Here is a 20,348-nt window from a genome sequence, read left to right as displayed (position 1 = left end):
GGGTTCCTCCTGTTAGTAGGACAGTGACGGGAAGGGGGAGCCGGCCGCTCGCGTGGGCACCCAGACAGCCTTCGTCTGTGTGTACTCGTCAAGCACTCCCGGCCCGGACGAACGGCCATGCCCGGAATCGCCGAAACCGCCGAAAGGAACAGCAACGTGGATGGTCTTGTAGGAGTTGATCCAGAACGTCCCGGCCTTCACCTCACGGGCGATGTGGTGCGCGCGGGAAATATCTGACGTCCACACTGCGCCGGCCAAGCCGAAGGTGGTGTTGTTGGCCCGGGCGATGGCCTCAGCTTCGGTGTCAAAGGCGTCGGCACCCACCACAGGACCAAAGACTTCGGTGGTCTCCAAGCGGTTTGCGGGGGTCACGCCATCCAAGAGCGTCGGCATGACCCAGTGGCCGCCGGCCAAAGGGGAGCCGGCCAACGACTCGGGCAACATCGCCCCCGTGAGACGGCGGCCGCCGTCGTGCATTCCTGCTTCAATCAGCGAGGTGACCGTAGCGAATTGAGGGGCCGTAATGATCGGGCCCACCTCTGTTGCCGCGTCCAACGGATCTCCGACCCGGAGGCGGGCAGCACGTTCAGCCACCATTTCCACGAACCGGGCATGTACGCTGCGCTCCACGAGGAGGCGCGAACCGGCCACGCAGGACTGGCCCGCACCGGAGAAGATCGCCGATACGGCGCCGTCGGCCGCGCGTTCCAAATCGGCGTCGGCGAAGACAATGTTGGCGCTCTTGCCGCCAAGTTCCAGCAGCGCCGGGATGCCCGATTCAGCAGCAGCCACGGCCACTCGGCGACCGGTAGGGACGGACCCGATGAAGCTGATCTTCCCAACCCGTCGATCCGAGGTGAGCTTGGCACCAACGGTCTGTCCCAAGCCGGTGGCCACGTTGAAGACGCCGTCCGGGAGGCCGGCCTGGTGTGCCAGCTGCGCCAGCCGGACCGTAGTGGCGGGAGTGAATTCGCTGGGCTTGATGATGACGGCGTTGCCGGCTGCCAGCGGTGCGGCGGAGTTCCAGCCCGCAGTGAAGAGCGGGGCGTTCCACGGCGTTATGGCCACCACGACGCCCCACGGCACGCGCTCGGTGTAGGTGTGCCACGGTCCCGGCACGGGGATGGTCTGACCGGTCAGCTTGTCTGCCCATCCGGCGTAATACCCGAACATTTCGGCCACTTTGGATGCTTCAACGCGGGCGTCACGAATGGGCTTTCCGGTGGTGGCGGATTCAAGGATCGCCAGTTCTTCACTGTGGGCTTCCACCACCGTGCTGATGTTGCGGAGGATGGCAGCGCGTTCGAATCCGTTCAAGGCGCCCCATGTTGCAGCGCCACGGACGGAACTCTCCAGGATGGCATTGGCACCGTCGGCGCCCGGATCGGCATACGTAGCGAAGGCTTCGCCAGTGGCTGCCGAGGTAAGGGTGATGGAGTGGCCCGATCCCGGGACAACCGCGCCGTCCAGGTAAGCGCCCAGTCCTGCCGGGAAGGCAGCGTCCAGGACGTCGCGGGCCGTGGCCGTGGAAGTAGCTGCGGGGGCAATGGTGATGCTCAAAGTAGTGTCCTTCAAGTGCTGGGGCGGCTGGCTACGCTGCGTGGGTGGTGTTGGGGGCGCCGGCGGGAGTTACTGCGGGCGCTACGGTTCTGGCGATCTCGGTGAAATCGGCCGCCGGGCCAAGGGCTGCCAGAGCTTCCTGCCACTGGCCGGCCGCCGCCGCAAGAAGCTCTGGTCGCTCGCCGATCTGCCGGGCCACCTCAATGGCCAGTGCGGCGTCCCGAGCCATCAGGCCGAGGGAGAAGCCGGAATCGTGGGTGCCGGACAACACCCAGTTGGGGTACATGGCCGCCGAGACTTTACTTCCACCGGATGCGTCGCTGATGCTCCGGGCCGCCACTGCCGGGTCAATGCCGTAGGCCTTCGCTACGCCGAGGGCTTCGCCAACAGCAACGAGGTTGGCTGCGGCAAGGACGTTGTTCAGCAGCTTGACCACGTTTCCGCTTCCAGGTCCGCCAATGTGGGCGTACTTGCCACCGGTGAGTGCTTCAAGGATGGGCTGCGCGGCCTTCAGGGCAGGATCCGTTGCACCCACAAAGGCACTCAGGCTGCCGGTTGCGGCTCCTTCACGCCCGCCGGAAACGGGGGCATCCACAAACGCAGCTCCGCTGGATTCCGCCAGAGTGCTCATCGCTGTACTGGTGCCCGGTTCGGACGTGGTGGTGTCAATGATTGCGATGGTCCCGGGTGCCGAGAGCAGCACCGGAACCGTGGCCTCCACAATGGTGGCTGACGGCAGCGACAGCACTGCGTAGGGCGTGCCGGCAAGATCCTGGAGTTCGGCCGTGGTGGACACTCCAATCCCCGCAGCTGCAGTACGCGCGGCCTCCGAGGGATCAAAGCCAATGACATTCCAGCCCGCGTTGTGCAGGGTGGAGGCCATCGCGCCTCCCATGGATCCAAGGCCGATGACGGCGACGCGGCGATTGTTGCTCATAAAGTACTCCTCAGTGGGGGTCTGGATGGGAAAGAAGATTCGGCGGCAGAACCATGTGTCAGTCCAGGTAGATATCCAGGTCTTTCCACAGTTGCTGGGTGCGCCGGATGGCAGTGCGGCTACGTTCTGGGTGGGCCGCTTCCATACCCGCCAGAAGTCCATAGATCATGGAATTTGCTGCAGTCACGGATTGGAAGAAGGAGATCCCTTCCGAAGCCACAATCAACAAGTGATCGGCGGCCGCGGCGAGGCGTCCCCGCCGCATATCGCTGATGGCGATCACAGTGGCACCTGCCTGTTTGGCCGCTTCGGCTGTGATGATGATTTGCTGGACGGAACGCCACATGTTGACCACTACCAGCACGTCCCCGGGTCCCAGGCTGTTGGCTGCCGAGGCGAGGTGGACGCCGCCCCTGTTTTCTAGGGAGATGGGGTATCCCATGGTGGAACCGAGGTGTGCCATGACGCTGGCCGGACCGGCGAAGGATCCGATGCCGATGGCCGTGATGGATTTCGCCGACGCCAGGGCGGCGATGGCCGCTTCGACGTCTTCGGCAGTGTTCGAGTCGAGGGTCAGCCTCAAATTCTCAATGTCGTGGTTCAGTGCGTCATGGAGGGGGCTGCGGTGTTCGCCGTGTTCAAGCAGTGTGTCTTCGGTGGAGATCATCACCAGGTACCGGGAGCGCAGCTCGCGCTGGAGGTCCGGCCAGCCACGGTATCCCAGGCGCTGGGCCGTGCGGACCACCGTGGAGTTGTTGACGTCCGAGCGTTGGGCGATCTCTGCAATGTCCGCGTACGACGAAAGCTGTGGGTTGCGGGCGATGACCTCCACTACCCGGGCCTGCGACTTGGACAGCGCCACCTCCGGCAGTGCGTCACCCAGCCACGCATGATCCACGGACTCCCGTCCCGCAGGGGCGGCTCCGGCCTCGTCTTGCCTGGTTGTCACGGTCTCTACTCCTTGTAACGCACATCACTCTGCAAACTGCATTGCATTTAACATACTCTGCAATTTGGTTTGCGACTAGTGGTTTGCGTTACAGGCATGTAAACCTTCCATCAGCCCGTACAGCACTCTGCCTTTCCCCAAAGTCTTTAAACGCCAAGTGCCGGGGACCTTGAGGGTCCCCGGCACCTCTGCCATTACTTGGTCCTGGTTGCCCAGGTTCCTTAAGCTTGGTTGCTCACCAGGCCCGCGGCTGCGTTCTTGTCTGCTGCTGGCGTGGACTCTGCCGTTCCGTCCGAGTGCACAGCCACACCCGAGTGCACAGCCGCTCCCGAGTGCACAGCCCCGAAGAAGGCGCCGAGCTCGGCTGTGGCCGTCAACGGCAGGACGTTCGCCACGTATTGGTCGGGGCGAACCACCACCACCACGCCATCGCGGCTGAGTCCGCGCAGTTCAAAGATGTCCGACGCTGGATCAGTGCCGAACACCTTCTCAAGATATGTGAGCTCGAAGGGCCCAACGGTCGGCTTGAATGCCCCCGGGACGGCGTTGATGTCGATCGCCGTATGGTCCTGCTGGTAGATCACCTTCACATCGAACCAGGCGTCCCTGTCAGAGTGCGACGGCGTGGCGGCCAGCGGCGAATCGGGCGAGTTCGCGATCCACTCGGCAAAGTCCGCTACCGGGCCCGGGGCGCCTGCCCGTGCGGCGTCGGCGAACACGTAGATCCGCCAGCGGCCGTCGGCCTTGGCGTGATGGCCCAGGTGCATCGGATTGGTGTCGCAGACCCTCAGCACGGGCGCGGACTTGAAGCGCTTCCCCAGGGGGAAGCCCGTGGCAAGCTCCTGGTGCCGGGGTTCGGCAACCAGCAGGGACGGCGCGTACTGCGTCATGAAGCCTGCGGGAAATTCGGCGGTGCTGGTGTAGAACGTTTCCAGCTCCGCAGGGTCTTCGAACTCTTCGGGCTTCTTGGCCATCAGGGTTGACCACTGCTTGTCGAAGTCGATCAGGTTCTTCGCCACCACCTGGCGCTCTGCCGAGTAGGTGTCCAGCAGGCTTTCCGGGCTTCGGCCCTCCAGGACGTGCCCCAGTTTCCAGCCGATGTTGAAACCGTCCTGCATGGAGACGTTCATCCCCTGGCCAGCTTTGGCGCTGTGGGTGTGGCAGGCATCCCCGGTGATGAAGACCCGTGGGGTCCGTGTGCCGCGCTCCTCCGGCAGGACGTCGTCGAACCTGTCTGTGAGGCGGTGGCCTACCTCATAAACGCTGTGCCACGCGACATTGCGGACGTCCAGGGTATAGGGGTGGAGAATGTCGTTGGCCTTCTGGATGATCTGCTCAATGGTGGTCTTCCTGACGGCCCCGCGATCATCGGCGGCAACTTCGCCCAGGTCCACGTACATGCGGAAGAGGTGGCCGCCTTCGCGGGGGATCAGCAGGATGCTTCCGCCGGCGCCGGATTGGATGGCGCACTTGGTGCGGATATCGGGGAAGTCGGTCACGGCGAGGACGTCCATGACGCCCCAGGCGTGATTGGCCTGATCGCCGGCCAGGTGGCAGCCAATCGACTCACGGACCTTGCTGCGCGCGCCGTCGGCGCCAACCACGTACTTGGCCCGGATGATGCGCTCTTGGCCCTCGTTGGGGCCGGAGGTGTAACCCAGCGTGACGGACACCGGGTAGTCGCCCTCACCCGTGACCTCAAGGCCGTGGAATTCATAGCCGTAGTCCGGCGTCATCCGTGCGGGGGAGTTGGCCATGAACTCGGCAAAGTAGTCCAGGACGCGTGCCTGATTCACGATCAGGTGCGGGAATTCGCTGATGCCGGCGGGGTCGTCCACTGCGCGGGCAGCACGCACGATGCGCGAGTGGTCGGCTGGATCCGGCTTCCAGAATGCCATCTCGGTAATGCGGTACGCCTCGGCGATGATGCGTTCGGCAAAGCCAAAGGCCTGGAAGGTTTCCACGCTCCGGGCCTGGATGCCATCGGCCTGGCCAATGGCCAGCCTGCCGGCGCGGCGCTCCACGATGCGCGTTGTGACGTCGGGGAACTGTGAGAGCTGCGCTGCGGTCAGCATGCCAGCGGGGCCACTGCCCACGATGAGGACATCAACTTCATCGGGAAGCCCGGCTGGTCGATTGATTCCGACGCCGGACGCCGGCTCAACTCTGGGGTCACCGGATACGTAACCGTGGTGGTGGAACTGCACGGGCTTTCCTCACTTCTTTGTGGGCATCTGTAGGTTGTTCGATAATAGAACACCTTGTTCTATTATCGCTCACACAATCGTAATGCGGCTCACAGTACTGTTCAAGCATTTGGGCTTCCCTTGGTGGATTCGGCGTCGGTTCTCCCTGAATGGGCTGCAGCATGTCAGGATCAGGTATGCCGCGATTGATGCTTTTGGACACTGCCTCGTTGTACTTCCGTGCCTTCTACGGCGTACCGGATTCGATCCGACGCGATGACGGAACGCCCGTCAATGCTGTCCGCGGACTGATGGACATGATTGCCCGGCTCACTACTGACTATGAGGCGACACATCTGGTGGCCTGCTGGGACAATGATTGGCGCCCACAGTGGCGTGTGGACCTGATCCCAAGCTACAAATCCCACAGGGTTGCCGAGATTATTGCCGATGGGCCCGACGTCGAGGTGGTCCCGGACCCGCTGGAAGCGCAAATTCCCATGATCCGCCGCGTGCTGGGTCTCGCGGGTATAGCAGTGGTGGGTGTGGACGAGCATGAGGCTGACGATGTCATCGGAACCTATGCCAGCCAGGCAGAGTTCCCCACGGACGTAGTCACCGGCGACCGTGACCTTTTCCAGTTGGTTGATGACAACCGCGGGGTCCGGGTCATTTACACCGCCCGCGGGATGAAGAACCTGGAGATACTTACGGACGTTGTTGTGGTGGGCAAATACCGTGTGCTGCCCCAGCAATACGCCGATTTCGCCACCCTTCGCGGAGACGCTTCCGACGGACTGCCGGGTGTTGCCGGGATCGGCGAAAAGACAGCCGCGTCCTTGCTTGGCGCCCACGGCTCGCTGGAGGGGCTGCTGGCAGCAGCGGAAGCGCCCGACGGCGGCCTGTCCGCCGGCATCCGGGCCAAACTGTCGGCCGCGGCGGACTACCTGAAGGTGGCACCCGCCGTCGTCAATGTGGTGCGCGACCTGAAGGTGCCCACCCTGGAAAAGGCGGGTGCCGAACTGCGGCCTGTCACTGGCGAGGCACGGGCGGAGCTGGAGCAGTTGGCCGGTGAGTGGAACCTCGGCGGATCGGTCAAGCGGCTGCTGGACGCCTTGGACAAGCTTGGCTGAAAGCACAGTGCGCACAGCCTGTCACCTGGATTCACAGAAGAATGACAGGTTGGGAACAGCCTGAACTGGGGTTCCCCTCTCATGGTGTTAAGAGGACGGCACTACTCACCGTCCCTCAGACACCAGCCGTACTACCTACGGCTCATTGAGGAGAGGTACATGTCGAAAACCAAAAGAATTACGCTGGGCGTCACTGCCGGGGCGCTGGCATTGGGCGCAGGGATGGGCGTGACGAGCATCGCGACAGCAGCCACAACCCCGACGCCGAGTGCCACGTCATCCGCAGACGCGTCCACCGCACCGACCGACCGCGGGGGTAAGCCCGGCGGCCATGGACATGGTCGCGATGGCGGCCAGATTGCCGCTGAGCTGGCCACCAAACTTGGCGTTGACGAGGCCAAGGTAACCGAAGCACTCAAGGCCTTCCGTGACGCCAACAAGCCCACCACGCCACCGGCCGAGGGTACGGAAGGAACCAAGCCCGACCGTACGGCACAGGACGCCGCCCTGGCGAAGTCCCTGGCTGCCGCGTTGGGCGTTGATGAAGCCAAGGTCACCACCGCCCTGGAGGAGATCCGCGCCGCGGGCCAAGCGGAACGTGCGGCTGCGTTGAAGACCAGGCTGGATAAGGCGGTCACCGACGGCAAGCTCACCCAGGCCGAGGCTGACGCTGTCACCAAGGCTGTTGAAGCAGGGGTCATCGGAGGAGGCGGTCGCTGAGCTGATCCGTTGAGGCCGAGAGCCGTCTGACAGAAAATCCCCCGGGCATCAGTCCCGGGGGATTTCTCTTGGTGCCGTGGGTTTGCGGGCGTCTTCCAGGCGTCAGTGAGGCCTGAACTGGTCCACGACGGGGCATTCAAAAGGCTCGCCGGCGAACAGGCCCACGTCGTCCAAGTACTTGACCACGATTGCGTAGGAGGACATCAAGCTGGTTTGGGTATACGGAATTCCCAGCTCGTCGCAGCAGGCCTTGACGATTCCGGAAGCGCGGTGGAGATAGGGCCGCGGCATGTCCGGGAAGAGGTGGTGTTCTATCTGGCGGTTCAGTCCTCCCATCAGGGCGTCCATGAAACGGCCGCCGGTGATGTTCCTGGCAGTGAGGACCTGGCGGTTCAGAAAATCGGTTCTGGTGGATGTCGGCAGGATGGGCATGCCTTTATGGTTCGGCGCAAAGGACGCGCCCATGTAGAAGCCGAAGACACCCAGCTGTACCCCCAGGAATGCGAAAGCCATCCCCAGCGGCAGCAGCGAGAACACCAGGACCGGCACAATCAGCAAGCGCAGCATGATGACGGGGATCTCCACCCACCGGTGTTCCACTTTCCGTTGGTGCAGCAGGTACTTCAAGGAATCAAGGTGAAGGCTCACCCCGAGGAAAAACAGCAGGGGGAACAACAACCAGCCTTGCTTGTGCGTCACATGCACCATGACACCCCGTCTACCACTGGCGGCTTCGGGGTGGAACGCGATGGCGCCGGTGTGAATGTCCGGGTCCTTGTCAATGACGTTGGGGAAATTGTGATGCCGAGTGTGCTTCTGTGCCCACATGGAGTAACTGATCCCCACCAAGCCTGTGCCGATGAGCCGCGCGGACCACTCATTCATTCCCTTGGATTTGAAGACCTGCCGGTGCGCGGCCTCGTGGGCAAGGAAAGCGAACTGTGTCAGAACCACGCCCATGACGGCCGCGATCAGGAGCTGGAACCAGGTGTCGCGGAGCAGGAGGAACCCGCTCCACGTTCCGGCCCAGGCGATCATCAGGATGACGAAGATGGAGATATAGAATCCACGGCGACGCTTGAGCAGGCCGGCGTCGCGCACGGACTTCAGGAGCGTGGAGTAAGAGTTGACCGCCCGGGCGGTGGCATCTCGCTCCGGACCAAATTTCTGGGACGAACGTTCTGGTGCCATGATGCCTCGAGCCACTGACCGGCGGACTTAACACATCGTTTTCCACCGTCTCTTCAGACTACGCCCCCGCCGCGCACAAAGCCCCACCGGAAATTGATCCGGGCAGGCTGTCGATTTTTCCTCGACCCGTTCGACCTATGGATGAGAAAGTCGAAAGGGGCTTTCCACGACACAGGAGATTGAGTGAAATGGCCAAGTACATGTTGATCATGCGGGCAGATGATGATTCCTATGCGAAGTTCCAAAACATCGACTTCAACGACATCCTCGAAGCCATGGGGAAATTCAACGATGAACTGATTCGTGCGGGGGTGTTGCTGGCCGCCGAAGGCCTGGAGGATCCCAAGGAAACCGTGGTGGTTGACTTCACCGGCGAAACACCCGTCGTCACCGACGGCCCCTACGGGGAAACGAAGGAGCTTTTCGGAGGCTTTTACATCCTGGACGTTGCTTCCAAACAGGAAGCTGTGGAGTGGGCGCGTCGGGCGCCTATGACTGCCGGGACCAAGACCGAAATCCGCCGCGTTACCAGCATCGACGAGTTCCCGCAGGACAACGAATGGATCCAGAAGGAACGCGCTTGGCGGGAGCAGACAGGCCAACTGTAGGAGGACCGGGCTACCACGTGAGTTGCAACTGACATGAGCAGCAGTGCGGCCAGGGCCGCCGTCGACGCCGTGTGGCGCAGTGAGTCTGCCCGGATCGTCGGCGCCCTGGCCCGCTATACAGGGGATTTCACCTTGGCCGAGGACCTGGCGCAGGAAGCCGTCGCTGAGGCTCTGGTGGCGTGGTCTGTCAACGGGTTGCCGGCCGAGCCGGTGGGATGGCTCCTGACTGCGGGCCAGCGACGGGCGATCGACATGTTCCGGCGCCGTGCTGCCCAAGAGGAGAAATACGCGCTGCTGGCCAGCGGGCTCTCCGGGGAGGAACCAGGCGTGGATGCACTGTTCAACCCGGAAGCGATCGACGACGACGTCCTCACGTTGATGTTCATAGCCTGCCATCCGGTGCTATCCCGGGAGGCGCGGGTGGCCCTGACGCTGCGGGTGGTGGGCGGCATGGGCACTGAAGAGATCGCCAGGGCGTTCCTGGTGCCTGTCCCCACCATTCAAGCCCGCATCACACGTGCCAAAAAGACGCTCGCTGCGGCCCACATTCCTTTTGTCGCACCTGAATTGCCTGACATCCCGGAGCGATTGGGGTCCGTACTTCAGGTGGTCTACCTCATCTTCTCGGAAGGCGCCTTTGCGTCCGGAGGCGACTCGTGGATGCGGACGGAGTTGGCCAGCGAAGCGCGCCGGCTTGCAAGGGTTCTGGCCCGGTTGGCACCGGAACCCGAAGTCTTTGGACTGCTCGCCCTGATGGAACTAACGGCAGCCCGCTTCCCCGCAAGACTCGACCCTGCAGGTAACCCTGTCCTCCTTGAAGACCAGGATCGACGCCGGTGGGACCAGTCCGCCGTTCGGCGGGGCAGGGCGGCGCTGAAGACGGCGGTTGGTGCGGGCCGTGGCCTCGGCGCCTATGGACTGCAGGCATCCATTGCTGAATGCCATGCCATGGCACGCTCCGCAGCGGAGACGGATTGGCAGCGAATAGTCATCCTCTACGAAGCGCTCGGCCAATTGACACCTTCGCCGGTTGTTGAACTCAACCGTGCAGTTGCGGTGGCCATGGCTTCGGGACCCTCCGCCGGGCTGGCCATGGTGGATTCCTTGGCGGACAGCGGAGTGCTCAACGGCTCGCACCTGCTTCCCACTGTGCGCGGCGAGTTGCTCACCAGGCTTGGCCGGGTCAGGGAGGCGAAGGGCGCGCTCCTTGAGGCACTCCGCCTGTGCTCCAATGCCGCCGAACGCACTGCGCTGGAGCGGAAGATCTCTGAGTTGCCGGGCCAGTAGTCGCCAGGCCGGGGCAGTCTTTCGCGGCGCTCCCCGGGCCGCGAGCTATAGCGTCGGCAGCTGGAACGCGGGTTCGGGCCGATGCACGCCGCGCGGGCGGTAACCCAAGGCCTCAGCGCAGCCAAGGAGGTCCGCGAGGTACCAGATGATGGCCAACCACATCTCCGTACCCTGCAGCGAGGGGACGTGCTGCGACCCACTCTCCGGTGCTGCGCTGAAGCCCATGCCTTCGCCGGCGCGCCATCGGCCAAGTGCCTGCGTGAGCTGCGTCAAGGCCCACGCGTTCATATCGTGCCTGCGGTGGACGGTTTGCTTGGACGCAAGCCACAGGGGGTGCACTACGTCCAATACGTTGCAAGCGTTCTGCCTGTCCGGACCGAAGTAGCGCGCATCGGCAGAGTGCTCCAACACCGTGTCTACCAACCGTTCAACGTGTGGCAGCGGCAAACCGAACTGCGCAAACGTGCCGCGAGTGAGCCGGTAGTACCCGTTGACTACCTTGAGGCGGGTGTCATCGTTCGGCGCTCCCCAGGTACCCGCTGCGGGATTCACCTGTGTCAGCAGCCATCCGAACAACGCCTCCAGGGAACCGGGGGAGCCGGTGTGCTCCCGTGCAAGGTTCCAGTACGCAGCCGTACCCCAGGCGTCAACCCAGGCGCCGGATTCCCACGGTTCCTTTCGCCAAGGGAGGGACTTTAGCGAGTCCACCACCCCTGCCGGGCCCATCGTGGCCACGGCGTGGATCGGATGCTGGAATCGGCTGCCCAGGAGATCGAGGGCATAGCCAACAGAGAGTACGTGATAGGTGGCCGCGCCAACCCCGAACCTGAGCCCGGCCAGTGCGCCGGGACCGTCCAACTCCGGCACCAATCCCGTTGCTGGATCTTGAAGGGCTTCCAGCCGCAGCCTGTGCTGGTCGGAGGACAGCTGGGGAGGAACAGAGCCCAGGAGGAGGTCTGACACTTCAATCGCATCGCAGTGCGCCCTGACTGTCGGTTTTACGCCGGGCCGATCTACGTAGCGGCCACCGTCGCCGGGCATCCAACTCCGTGCGAGGATCCCCGGAGCGTCGGCGCGGGCTGCATCGGCGAAGGTCGCCAGCGCAGCCCGCAACCCGCCGTCGGGCCCGGTTTTGTGGCCCGCCGCCGCTGCGGCGGACCCATCCCGCCTGTCCCGGATCCGGCGCGCAGGATTGCCGCCAACAACGGACCAGTCCGGAACATCCTTGGTGACCACAGCGCCGGCCGCCAGGACGGCGTGCGAGCCTACAGTGACGCCATCAAGGACAACTACGTTGGAACCTATCCAGACGTCGTCGCCAACTGTGATGCCTTTGCTGGTGAGTGGCTGCTTGAACACGGGTTCCGCCGGGTCCATCGAGTGGTTGAAGCCCAGGATGGAGGTGTGGGCTCCAATCCGTACCCCGTCGCCCATGGTGACGGTGCCACGGACCACGCTGAAGGCATTGACAGTGCAGTCGTCCCCGATGTCGATGGTGCCCGTGACGTAGGCATGCGCGGCAATGAAGGAATCCGCGCCTATCGAGAGCGTGTCTGGTGAGATACAGGCCAAAGGGGAGAGGAAAGCCCGTTCGCCCACGCTGACCCCATCCCGCTCAGCCAAACGTTTTTGGTACTCGTGCTGGGCTTCACGGTCGGATTCGGGCGCGGCGCCCCAAAATGTCCACGGTGAGAAGTCATAGCTGAGGTCGTGCTGGGAATTCACGTCGTTGTCTCCGCGTCGATAAGAGGCTGGAAAGCGCTTCCCCCAGTATTCCTGCGCAGCTAACACCCCGTCAATGGAGCAGCGCGAAACGATCAGGTTCGTTCAGGCGAGACTACGTGCTGGACTCATGCTTGTGAATGATGGGCTGTGCTTCACCGGCCACGTGATCCGGATCCGGCATCGTCGCCGCCCAACTGGCCAGCAAGCGGAAAGCATCCGCTGTTGGGGTGTTGGGTTCCCCGTTGTAGACAGTCAACGTGAGGCCGGAATCGGCCGAGAACTCCATTGCCTCATAGAGCATGTGCAGATCACCAACAATTGGGTGTCTGAAGTACTTCTGCCCCGTGTAATGCTGGCGGACGTTGTGGGCCGCCCACCTCACCCGGAATTCCTCGCTCCGAGTGGACAGTTCGCCTACCAGATCGGTCAAACCACGGTCGTACGGATCCTTGCCGGCTTCGGTGCGCATAATGGCCACGGTGTCATTCGCAGCGCGTTCCCAGTCCGGGTAGAAGGCATGGCTGCGTTCGTCGAAGAAGAGGTAGCGGGCAAGGTTGGGAGGCTCCGAAGAATTAGTCCCGCGGGTTGAGTAAATGTCGGAGTAGAGTGCCCGGCCCAAGGCATTGCTCGCAAGGATGTCCAAACGACCATTGCGCACGATCGCTGGTGAATTGGTGATGGCGTCCAGGGTGAGTTGTACGCCAGGGCGGATGGTTTGCTTCCGTGCCGGGCGCCGCCGAGGCCTGCCACCTTCGCTTGCAGCGCGGGCAAGGTCATACAAGTGGGCCCGTTCGGCGTCGTCGAGTTGCAGGGCGTTGGCCAGGGACTCCAACACGCTTTCGGAGGCGCCGGAGAGGTTTCCCCGCTCAAGGCGGGTGTAATACTCCACACTCATTCCCGCAAGCATGGCTACTTCGCCGCGTCGGAGGCCCGGCACACGGCGGTTGCCGCCGTACGCCGCCAACCCCGCTTGCTCAGGCGTGATTTTCGCCCTTCGCGTGGAGAGGAAATCGCGCGTCTCGGTCCGGTTGTCCATGGTTCCAACCGTAGGGCTTTTCGGTTGCCAAGGGAGTCCCTGCCAGTACCCCTCACAGCAGTGACTCCCTCCCACGGTGTGAAACAGGGTTAGATGGAAACATCCCAACCGGTTATGAACGCAGGAGAAACATGCCTACCGCTAACGCTTACGCTGCCCCCTCGGCCACGGGCGAGCTGACCCTGACCACCATCGAACGCCGCGAAGTTGGCCCCAACGATGTCCAGATCGACATCAAGTTTGCGGGCATCTGCCACTCGGACATCCACACGGTTCGCGGCGACTGGGGCCCGCAGCAGTACCCCCTGGCCCCGGGACACGAGATCGCCGGCATTGTCACCGCCATTGGCGCTGATGTCACCAAGCACAAGGTGGGCGACCGCGTCGGAGTGGGCTGCATGGTCAACTCCTGTAAAGAGTGCAGGAACTGCCTGGCGGGAGAAGAACAGTACTGCCTTAAGGGCAACGTTGGTACCTACGGTTCAGTTGACCGCGATGGGACCATCACCCAGGGCGGTTACTCCAGCAACGTTGTGGTGAACGAAGACTTCGTGGTCACCATTCCGGAGGGTTTGGACCTCGACGTCGCTGCCCCGCTCCTGTGCGCCGGCATCACCACCTACTCTCCGCTGCACCACTGGGGTGCCGGTCCGGGCAAGAAGGTTGCTGTCGTCGGTCTCGGCGGACTGGGCCACATGGCCGTGAAGATAGCCCACGCCATGGGTGCCGAGGTGACCGTCCTTTCGCAGTCGCTGAAGAAGATGGAAGACGGCCTCAAGCTCGGGGCCGACCACTACTTCGCCACCAGCGATCCGTCCACCTTCGAACAACTCGCGGGCACCTTTGACCTCATCGTCAACACCGTCAGTGCCTCCATCGACATCAGCGCCTACCTGCAGTTGCTGACACTCGACGGCACGCTGGTCAACGTTGGAGCGCCGGCTGAGCCCCTGCCCGTCAATGTGTTCTCGCTCATCACGGGCCGCCGCCGTTTTGCGGGCTCGGCGATTGGTGGGATCCGCGAAACCCAGGAAATGCTGAATTTCTGCGCCGAGCACGGCCTGGGCGCCGAAATCGAAGTTATTCCGGCCAGCAAGATCAACGACGCTTATGAGCGCGTTCTCGCCTCTGACGTCCGGTACCGCTTCGTCATCGACGCGTCCACCATCAGCTAGGCCAGGGCACCACCGATACGGCCACGCTCCCGTCCAAGGGGGCGTGGCCTTTGTCTTGTCCCCCCGGCAGGGACAATGGACTGGTGACTTTCAGACTGGAAACCATTGGCAACGGGCTGGTCTTTGCTGGTTCCCTCGAGAACCTGGCCGCCGTCCTGAAAAACCAAGGCGACGGCGGTACGGCGGTGGTGCAGGCCCCGCCCGGTACGGGCAAGACCACTCTGGTACCGCCACTGCTGGCCAATCTTGTGTCTGAACGGTACCCGGACCAACCCCGCGTGGTGGTCACCCAACCCCGGCGCGTCGCCGCCAGGTCCGCCGCCCGCCGCCTGGCGTCGTTGGACGGCACGCGCCTGGGAGGCAAGGTTGGCTACACGGTCCGCGGGGAAAGCAAGGTCAGCCGGGACACCGTCGTAGAGTTCGTCACCCCCGGAATTCTGCTCCGACGGCTACTCTCGGACCCCGGCCTTGAGAACGTACACGCGGTAGTCCTTGACGAAGTCCACGAGCGTGGCCTGGAAACGGACCTCTTGCTCGGCATGCTCGCGGAAGTGAGGGAGCTCCGCGGCGACCTGACGTTGGTCGCGATGTCGGCAACCCTCGACGCTGCCCGTTTCGCCGGGCTGCTTGGGCAGGCAGGGCCCGACGGCGCCGCGCCGGCACCCGTGGTTGATTGCCCGTCCGCACTGCACGCTTTGAAGGTCGAATGGACGCCGGCCAAGGAGCACCGCCTGGACCAGCGGGGTGTGGCCCGCAGCTTCCTGGATCACGTGGCCGGCATCGCCGCGGCCTCGTATCTGGCTGGCCTGGCAACCAACCCGGAGGTGGACGCCTTGGTGTTCCTTCCGGGAGCGAGGGAAGTGTCCGACGTCGCCACCCGTCTTCGCGTACAGCTGTCCCCAGGGATTGAGGTGCTGGAATTGCACGGCCAGACAGGACCGGATGCACAGGATCGGGCGGTCTCAGGGCGTGAGCCCGGCGGCCCTCCCCGGATCATCGTCTCCACATCATTGGCGGAATCGTCCCTTACGGTTCCGGGCGTTCGGTTGGTCATCGACTCCGGTCTGTCCCGGGAGCCGCGCCGGGACGCCGGCCGGGCTATGTCCGGCCTGGTCACGGTGTCCTGCTCCAGGGCATCGGCGGACCAGCGGGCCGGCCGCGCTGCACGGCAAGGGCCCGGTACGGTGATTCGCTGCTATGACCAACAGGCTTTCGCCGCAGCTCCGGCACACCAAACCCCCGAAATTGCCGTTGCAGACCTGACGGGACCGGCACTGATTCTTGCCTGCTGGGGTGCGCCCGGCGGCCAAGGCCTGTTGCTGCCGGACGCGCCGCCGCCAGGCGCCATGGCGGATGCGATGGAGGTGCTCCGGGAGTTGGGTGCGGTCACCGGGGCCGGAGGTGTCACCGCTTTGGGGAAGACACTGGCCCGGGTCCCGGCCGATCCCCGTCTGGCCCGCGCTTTGCTCGATGGTTCAGCGGTGGTGGGCGCGCGCGCAGCTGCCGAAACGGTTGCCTTGGTGGCCGGCGACCAGCGCGCACCCGGGGCTGACATCACCAGGCTGCTCGTCGCGCTCCGCTCAGGATCAGATCCGAACAGCAGGCGCTTCGCAGAGGACGTCAAAAGGATGGAGTCCATCGCGCGGCAGGAGGCGGCCGTCGTCGTGCGTAGGGCCTCCGCCACGGAGGTAACGGCGAGGGAAGCGCCGGGGTTTGTGGTGGCGTTGGCCTTCCCGGACCGGATAGCCAAACGCGTTCCGGGCGAAGGGTCAACCACCTATCTGCTGTCCTCAGGAACACGCGCCGGACTCCCCGCCGGAAGTCCACTGTCCGGGCACGACTGGCTTGCAGTGTCCGAAGTGTCCCGTGCCCAGGGTCGCGACGCCGCCGGAACAGGTGCCGTCATCCGCGCGGCTGCACCGTTGTCCGCGGAGCTGGCAGAAGCAGCCGCACCCGGGCTCCTCATCGAAGAGACGAAGGCAAAGTTTGGCCAAGGGCGGGTGACAGGCAGGCTGGAGCGACGACTCGGCGCCATCGTCTTGTCCTCCACACCTGTCCGGCCTTCGGCCGAGTCAGGACGGGTAGCTGTGGCAGAAGCGCTGCACAAGGCCGGCTTCTCCCTGATTGGCTGGTCGACCTCCGCGGATACTCTCCGCAGACGTCTGGCCCTGCTGCATCGCGAGCTTGGCGGGCCGTGGCCCGATGTCCGCGACTCAAGCCTGCTGGCCCGGCTGGATGAGTGGCTTGCCCCTGAACTCGAAGCCATCGCCAGCGGAACTCCAGTAAGTTCGATCAACCTCACAGAGCCTCTGCGGCGACTGTTTCCCTGGCCGGAAGCTTCGCGTATGGAGAGTCTGGTTCCTGAGCGCTTGGAGGTACCCAGCGGTTCGCGGGTACGGATTGACTATCCGGAGGTTTCCGAAGGGAGCAAGGATAACGACGGCGGCAGGCCGGTGGTGGCGGTCAAGCTCCAGGAATGCTTTGGCTGGGACCGTACACCGCGCCTGGTGGACGGCAGGGTGCCAGTGTTGTTCCACCTGCTCTCTCCTGCCGGAAGGCCGCTGGCTGTCACGGACGATCTCACCTCGTTCTGGTCCGGCCCTTACGCGCAGGTCCGGGCAGAGATGCGTGGGCGCTACCCCAGGCATCCCTGGCCCGAGGACCCATGGACTGCGCCCGCCACTGCCAAGACCAAGAACCGGATGTAGGCCAGCCCAGCTACGCCAGCCGCTCCAGCATGAACTGGACCTCGCCGTCCACGAAGGTCCCCAGCACCTCGCTGGCGGCGAACTCGTCCGGGGTGGTGGTCAAGGGATCCAGTTCGAATACCGTGAAGTCTGCCCGCTTACCAACGGTGATGGAGCCCGAAACTTCCCACAGCCCGGCAGCTTTCGCTGCGTGCGAGGTATACCCTTCCAGCGCCTGGAGTGCGGTGAGTGCCTGGGCTGGGGCGATGGGTTCCTGGTCCGGGTGGCCGGAGCGCCGGCGCAACCGGGCATCGGCCATAATCGGCAGGGGTTCGTAGGGGGCAATGGGCCAGTCGGATCCGATGCCAAGAGTCACCCCGGCCTCCCGCAGGTCCCGGCACCGCCAGGCGCGGTCTGCACGCTCGTCCCCAAGACGCGTGGACCAGTTGTCGCTGTGGTCTGCGAGGGAGTAGTGGGTGCAGTGGGTTGGCTGCATGCTGGCCACCACGTCAGCCGCCTTCAACCGGGCGACGAGTTGGTCCGGAACAGTTTCAATGTGCTCTATCCTGTGGACGGTCCGCCGCAGGATGTCCGCAGGCACAGCATCGCGGAATGACTCGACAGCGTCCAACACGTGTTCCACTCCTGCATCGCCAATGGCGTGCGTCGCGGTCGGGATTCCACGGGAAGCGAAGTAACGGACGGCGGCGGAATACTCTTCGGGTCGTGGCCAGAACGGAGCCGTTGATTGGCCGTGAACGTCAGGTTCGAACAGCCACGCGGTACCGTTGTCAACGGTCCCGTCAACGAAGAGCTTGATGGCTTCAATGGACCATCGGCGGCCACCTTTGCCAATGCTGCGGGCCAGTTCCTTCCACTCTGCTTCGCCGCTGCCGGGCATGCACCATGGGGCTGTCCGTAGCCTCAGCGGGAGGTCGCCGTCGGCCTCCAATGCCTGAAGCAGCGCCGTGGATTCGTCGCTGTGGTCCATCACGTGGCCGCCGGTCAGCCCCGAGCGGGCGAAGTCCCGGAGGAGTTCTGCTAGCCGCGTTTTGCGTTCTGCAAAAGACTCCTGCGGGACGTGGCGCTGCACCAATTCCATGGCCGCAGCTTCCACCAGGAAGCCGGTGGGAACGCCGCTGGCATCACACACCACCTCAGCGGTTTGCTCGAATTCGTGCCGGCCATGGATACCGGCCACTTCCAGGGCCCGGCTGTTGGCCAACGCTGAATGCCCGTCGAACAATCGGATCAGGGCCGGCTTGCCGTTGCTGACGTCGTCCAGCACGCTGCGGTGCAACGGCACTGTACCGAAGGCGTTGGGATTCAGCCCCCAGCCACGCAACCAGCCGTCGTCGTGCGTGGCTTCAGCCCGCAGCAGAGAGCGGACGTCCTCCAGCGAGGTGGCGCCGGACAGATCGACGCCGATGGTGAGGTCCAGGCCGAACACGGGATGAATATGGCAGTCCACCAGCCCCGGTGTCAGGGTGGCGCTGCCGAGGTCCACCACGCGCGTGCCGGGCTGGCGCCACGTTTGGGCGTCCTCGCGGCTCCCGACGGCGGCAATCACCCCGCCGCTGACGGCTACGGCTTGAACAGGACCGGGAGTGCGGGGGTCCATGGTGTGAATGGTGTCGGACAGAATGATGAGGTCAGGAGTCATGGGTTTCGAAGCTTCCAATCCGGGCGAAGACGTCAGGGCGGGTGGTACGCAGGCTGCGGGCAATCAGCAGGCCTGCCAGGAAAACGATGGGCGCCACCAGGAGCAGGATGGTGTTGGTGAGGGCATCGGCGAAAGTGAGCAGTTCGATGTTGATCGCGATCAACGCCACCACCCCGAACAGCAGGATGGCCGAGGCCACGCTGAGGGGGATGAGCCAGCGGTTGGTGACCGCGGCCGGGTTGCGGCGCAGATAAAGGAACGCTGCCACGGAGACCAATCCCTGCAGGGCAACAATTCCAAAGATTCCTGGCGTGTTGACCCAGATCAGCAGCTGCTTGTACGGATCGGCACCGGCGATGGCGCAGATGATGATGGCTACGGCGGCCAAGACGGTTTGAATCTGCCCCGCACGATGCGGCGACTTGTATTTGGGGTGGGTTTTGCCGAGGAACGCGGGGAGGACGCCGTCCTTGGCGAGCATGTAGACGTAGCGGTTGATGGCGTTGTGGAACGCCAACTGGGATGCGTAGACACTGGTGACGATGAGGACGTACATGACAACCTCGGCCCAGGGCCCCACGTACTGGTTGATGGTGGCGAAGAACATCCCGTCGGCGAGTTCGCCGGCAGCAGCCATCACGTTCCCGTCGCCATAGGCCTGGATGACCGTCCAGACGATGAAGGCGTAGAACACGGACATGAAACCTACGGCGATGTAGGTGGCGCGGGGGACTGACTTGTCCGGATTGCGGGCTTCGCGCCGGTACAGCACGGTTGATTCAAAACCCATGAACGCCGCAAAGCAGATGGCCAGGATCGCCAGGACGCCCGGCGTGAAGGCATGCTCGGGGGAGAAGGACGCCAAACTGATGCCTTCGGCTCCGCCGTGCACCAGAATTCCGGCGCCCATGATGGCCAGGATCGCTGTCTCTGCGATCAGCAGGACCCCAAGGACCTTCGCGCCCACGTCGATCCCGCGGTAACCGAGGAACCACACAGCGGCAATGGCCGCCAGGGCGACAGCAGGCCATGGAACGTCCAGGCCGAACAGGGTGCGGAGCATCGCCTGGGTCTGGACAGCAAAGAGTCCATAGACACCGATTTGGAGGCAGTTGTAGGACACGATCGCCAGGATGGCTGAGGCCAGTCCCGCCGTTTTGCCCATGGCCAGGGTGATGTAGGTGTAGAAACCGCCTGCCGCCTTGACGTGTTTGGTCATGGCCATGAAGGAGATTGCGAAGACCAGCAGGACGGCACCGGCAATGACGTAGCCCACGGGGGCGCCGATGCCCCCGATGCCTATGGCTACAGGAGCCACGCCGGCCATGACGGTCAAAGGGGCTGCGGCGGAAATTACCAGGAAGGCTATGCCGCCGGTGCCAATGGCATTCCGTTTGAGCCCATTTCCAGCATCCGCTGCTGGAGGTCGGGTTTCGAGGTCAGACATGGGGGTCCTCTGTGGTGATGGGGGAGGGAAGTATGTGGTGGGGT

General features: G+C 63.9%; 15 protein-coding genes. 6 read left to right on the top strand and 9 right to left on the bottom strand.

Going from position 1 to position 20,348, the window contains the following annotated elements:
* Positions 1 to 12 precede the first annotated feature (12 nt).
* The 4 genes from BLW08_RS08005 to BLW08_RS07990 all read right to left on the bottom strand — a co-directional run bounded on the left by BLW08_RS08005 (position 13) and on the right by BLW08_RS07990 (position 5,653).
* A complete protein-coding gene (locus tag BLW08_RS08005) occupies positions 13 to 1,560 on the bottom strand; it encodes an aldehyde dehydrogenase family protein (RefSeq protein ID WP_091324278.1) in 1,548 nt (515 codons plus the stop codon).
* 31 nt (positions 1,561 to 1,591) lie between these two features.
* Positions 1,592 to 2,497 (bottom strand): NAD(P)-dependent oxidoreductase, encoded by a 906-nt coding sequence (locus BLW08_RS08000; RefSeq protein ID WP_091324276.1) that lies wholly within the window; start codon positions 2,495 to 2,497, stop codon positions 1,592 to 1,594.
* A gap of 58 nt (positions 2,498 to 2,555) precedes the next feature.
* Positions 2,556 to 3,446 carry a MurR/RpiR family transcriptional regulator gene (locus tag BLW08_RS07995; protein WP_091324274.1) on the bottom strand — a complete coding sequence of 297 codons (891 nt, stop codon included), beginning with the start codon at positions 3,444 to 3,446 and terminating at the stop codon, positions 2,556 to 2,558.
* A 221-nt stretch (positions 3,447 to 3,667) separates the two neighbouring features.
* Positions 3,668 to 5,653 carry an FAD-binding monooxygenase gene (locus BLW08_RS07990; RefSeq protein WP_254779770.1) on the bottom strand — a complete coding sequence of 662 codons (1,986 nt, stop codon included), beginning with the start codon at positions 5,651 to 5,653 and terminating at the stop codon, positions 3,668 to 3,670.
* 176 nt (positions 5,654 to 5,829) lie between these two features.
* On the opposite strand from BLW08_RS07990, the gene BLW08_RS07985 reads away from it, so the two are divergent.
* Together BLW08_RS07985 and BLW08_RS07980 are read left to right on the top strand one after the other, a co-directional pair.
* Entirely contained in the window at positions 5,830 to 6,765 is a 936-nt protein-coding gene (locus BLW08_RS07985; protein WP_254779767.1) for a 5'-3' exonuclease, read from the top strand.
* Between the two features lie 159 nt (positions 6,766 to 6,924).
* Positions 6,925 to 7,485, top strand: a complete 561-nt coding sequence (locus tag BLW08_RS07980) for a Clp protease N-terminal domain-containing protein (protein ID WP_090821214.1) — start codon at positions 6,925 to 6,927, stop codon at positions 7,483 to 7,485.
* A gap of 102 nt (positions 7,486 to 7,587) precedes the next feature.
* On the opposite strand, the gene BLW08_RS07975 is transcribed toward BLW08_RS07980, so the two are convergent.
* Positions 7,588 to 8,676, bottom strand: coding sequence for a fatty acid desaturase family protein (locus BLW08_RS07975; protein ID WP_091324271.1), 1,089 nt, complete (start codon positions 8,674 to 8,676; stop codon positions 7,588 to 7,590).
* Positions 8,677 to 8,864: 188 nt separating this feature from the next.
* Here BLW08_RS07975 and BLW08_RS07970 point away from each other — a divergent pair, with 188 nt between their 5' ends.
* The gene (locus BLW08_RS07970; RefSeq protein WP_090821217.1) at positions 8,865 to 9,284 is read left to right on the top strand and encodes a YciI family protein; all 420 of its coding nucleotides are present in this window, start codon (positions 8,865 to 8,867) and stop codon (positions 9,282 to 9,284) included.
* 33 nt (positions 9,285 to 9,317) lie between these two features.
* The gene (locus BLW08_RS07965; protein ID WP_091324269.1) at positions 9,318 to 10,571 is read left to right on the top strand and encodes an RNA polymerase sigma factor; all 1,254 of its coding nucleotides are present in this window, start codon (positions 9,318 to 9,320) and stop codon (positions 10,569 to 10,571) included.
* Positions 10,572 to 10,616: 45 nt separating this feature from the next.
* Here the strand turns inward: BLW08_RS07965 and BLW08_RS07960 are convergent, their stop codons facing one another.
* Together BLW08_RS07960 and BLW08_RS07955 are read right to left on the bottom strand one after the other, a co-directional pair.
* Complete coding sequence (locus tag BLW08_RS07960) at positions 10,617 to 12,296, bottom strand: acyltransferase (RefSeq protein WP_091324267.1); 1,680 nt, start codon at positions 12,294 to 12,296, stop codon at positions 10,617 to 10,619.
* Between the two features lie 112 nt (positions 12,297 to 12,408).
* Positions 12,409 to 13,332, bottom strand: coding sequence for a helix-turn-helix transcriptional regulator (locus BLW08_RS07955; protein WP_091324265.1), 924 nt, complete (start codon positions 13,330 to 13,332; stop codon positions 12,409 to 12,411).
* A gap of 131 nt (positions 13,333 to 13,463) precedes the next feature.
* Between BLW08_RS07955 and BLW08_RS07950 the strand changes: the two genes are divergently transcribed.
* Both BLW08_RS07950 and hrpB read left to right on the top strand, forming a co-directional pair.
* Positions 13,464 to 14,507: an NAD(P)-dependent alcohol dehydrogenase gene (locus tag BLW08_RS07950; protein WP_091324263.1), complete on the top strand. Its 1,044-nt coding sequence runs from the start codon at positions 13,464 to 13,466 to the stop codon at positions 14,505 to 14,507.
* An 83-nt stretch (positions 14,508 to 14,590) separates the two neighbouring features.
* Entirely contained in the window at positions 14,591 to 17,215 is a 2,625-nt protein-coding gene (gene hrpB / locus BLW08_RS07945) for an ATP-dependent helicase HrpB (RefSeq protein WP_091324261.1), read from the top strand.
* Positions 17,216 to 17,225: 10 nt separating this feature from the next.
* Here the strand turns inward: hrpB and BLW08_RS07940 are convergent, their stop codons facing one another.
* Both BLW08_RS07940 and BLW08_RS07935 read right to left on the bottom strand, forming a co-directional pair.
* Positions 17,226 to 18,857 carry an amidohydrolase gene (locus BLW08_RS07940; RefSeq protein ID WP_091324259.1) on the bottom strand — a complete coding sequence of 544 codons (1,632 nt, stop codon included), beginning with the start codon at positions 18,855 to 18,857 and terminating at the stop codon, positions 17,226 to 17,228.
* Positions 18,847 to 20,304, bottom strand: coding sequence for an APC family permease (locus BLW08_RS07935; RefSeq protein WP_091324257.1), 1,458 nt, complete (start codon positions 20,302 to 20,304; stop codon positions 18,847 to 18,849). Before BLW08_RS07935 ends, BLW08_RS07940 begins: the two co-directional genes overlap by 11 nt.
* Between the last annotated feature and the right edge of the window lie 44 nt (positions 20,305 to 20,348).

This window comes from Arthrobacter sp. cf158 (assembly GCF_900106835.1).
GTDB lineage: Bacteria > Actinomycetota > Actinomycetes > Actinomycetales > Micrococcaceae > Arthrobacter.
This window is presented reverse-complemented; position numbering and strand designations above follow the sequence as displayed.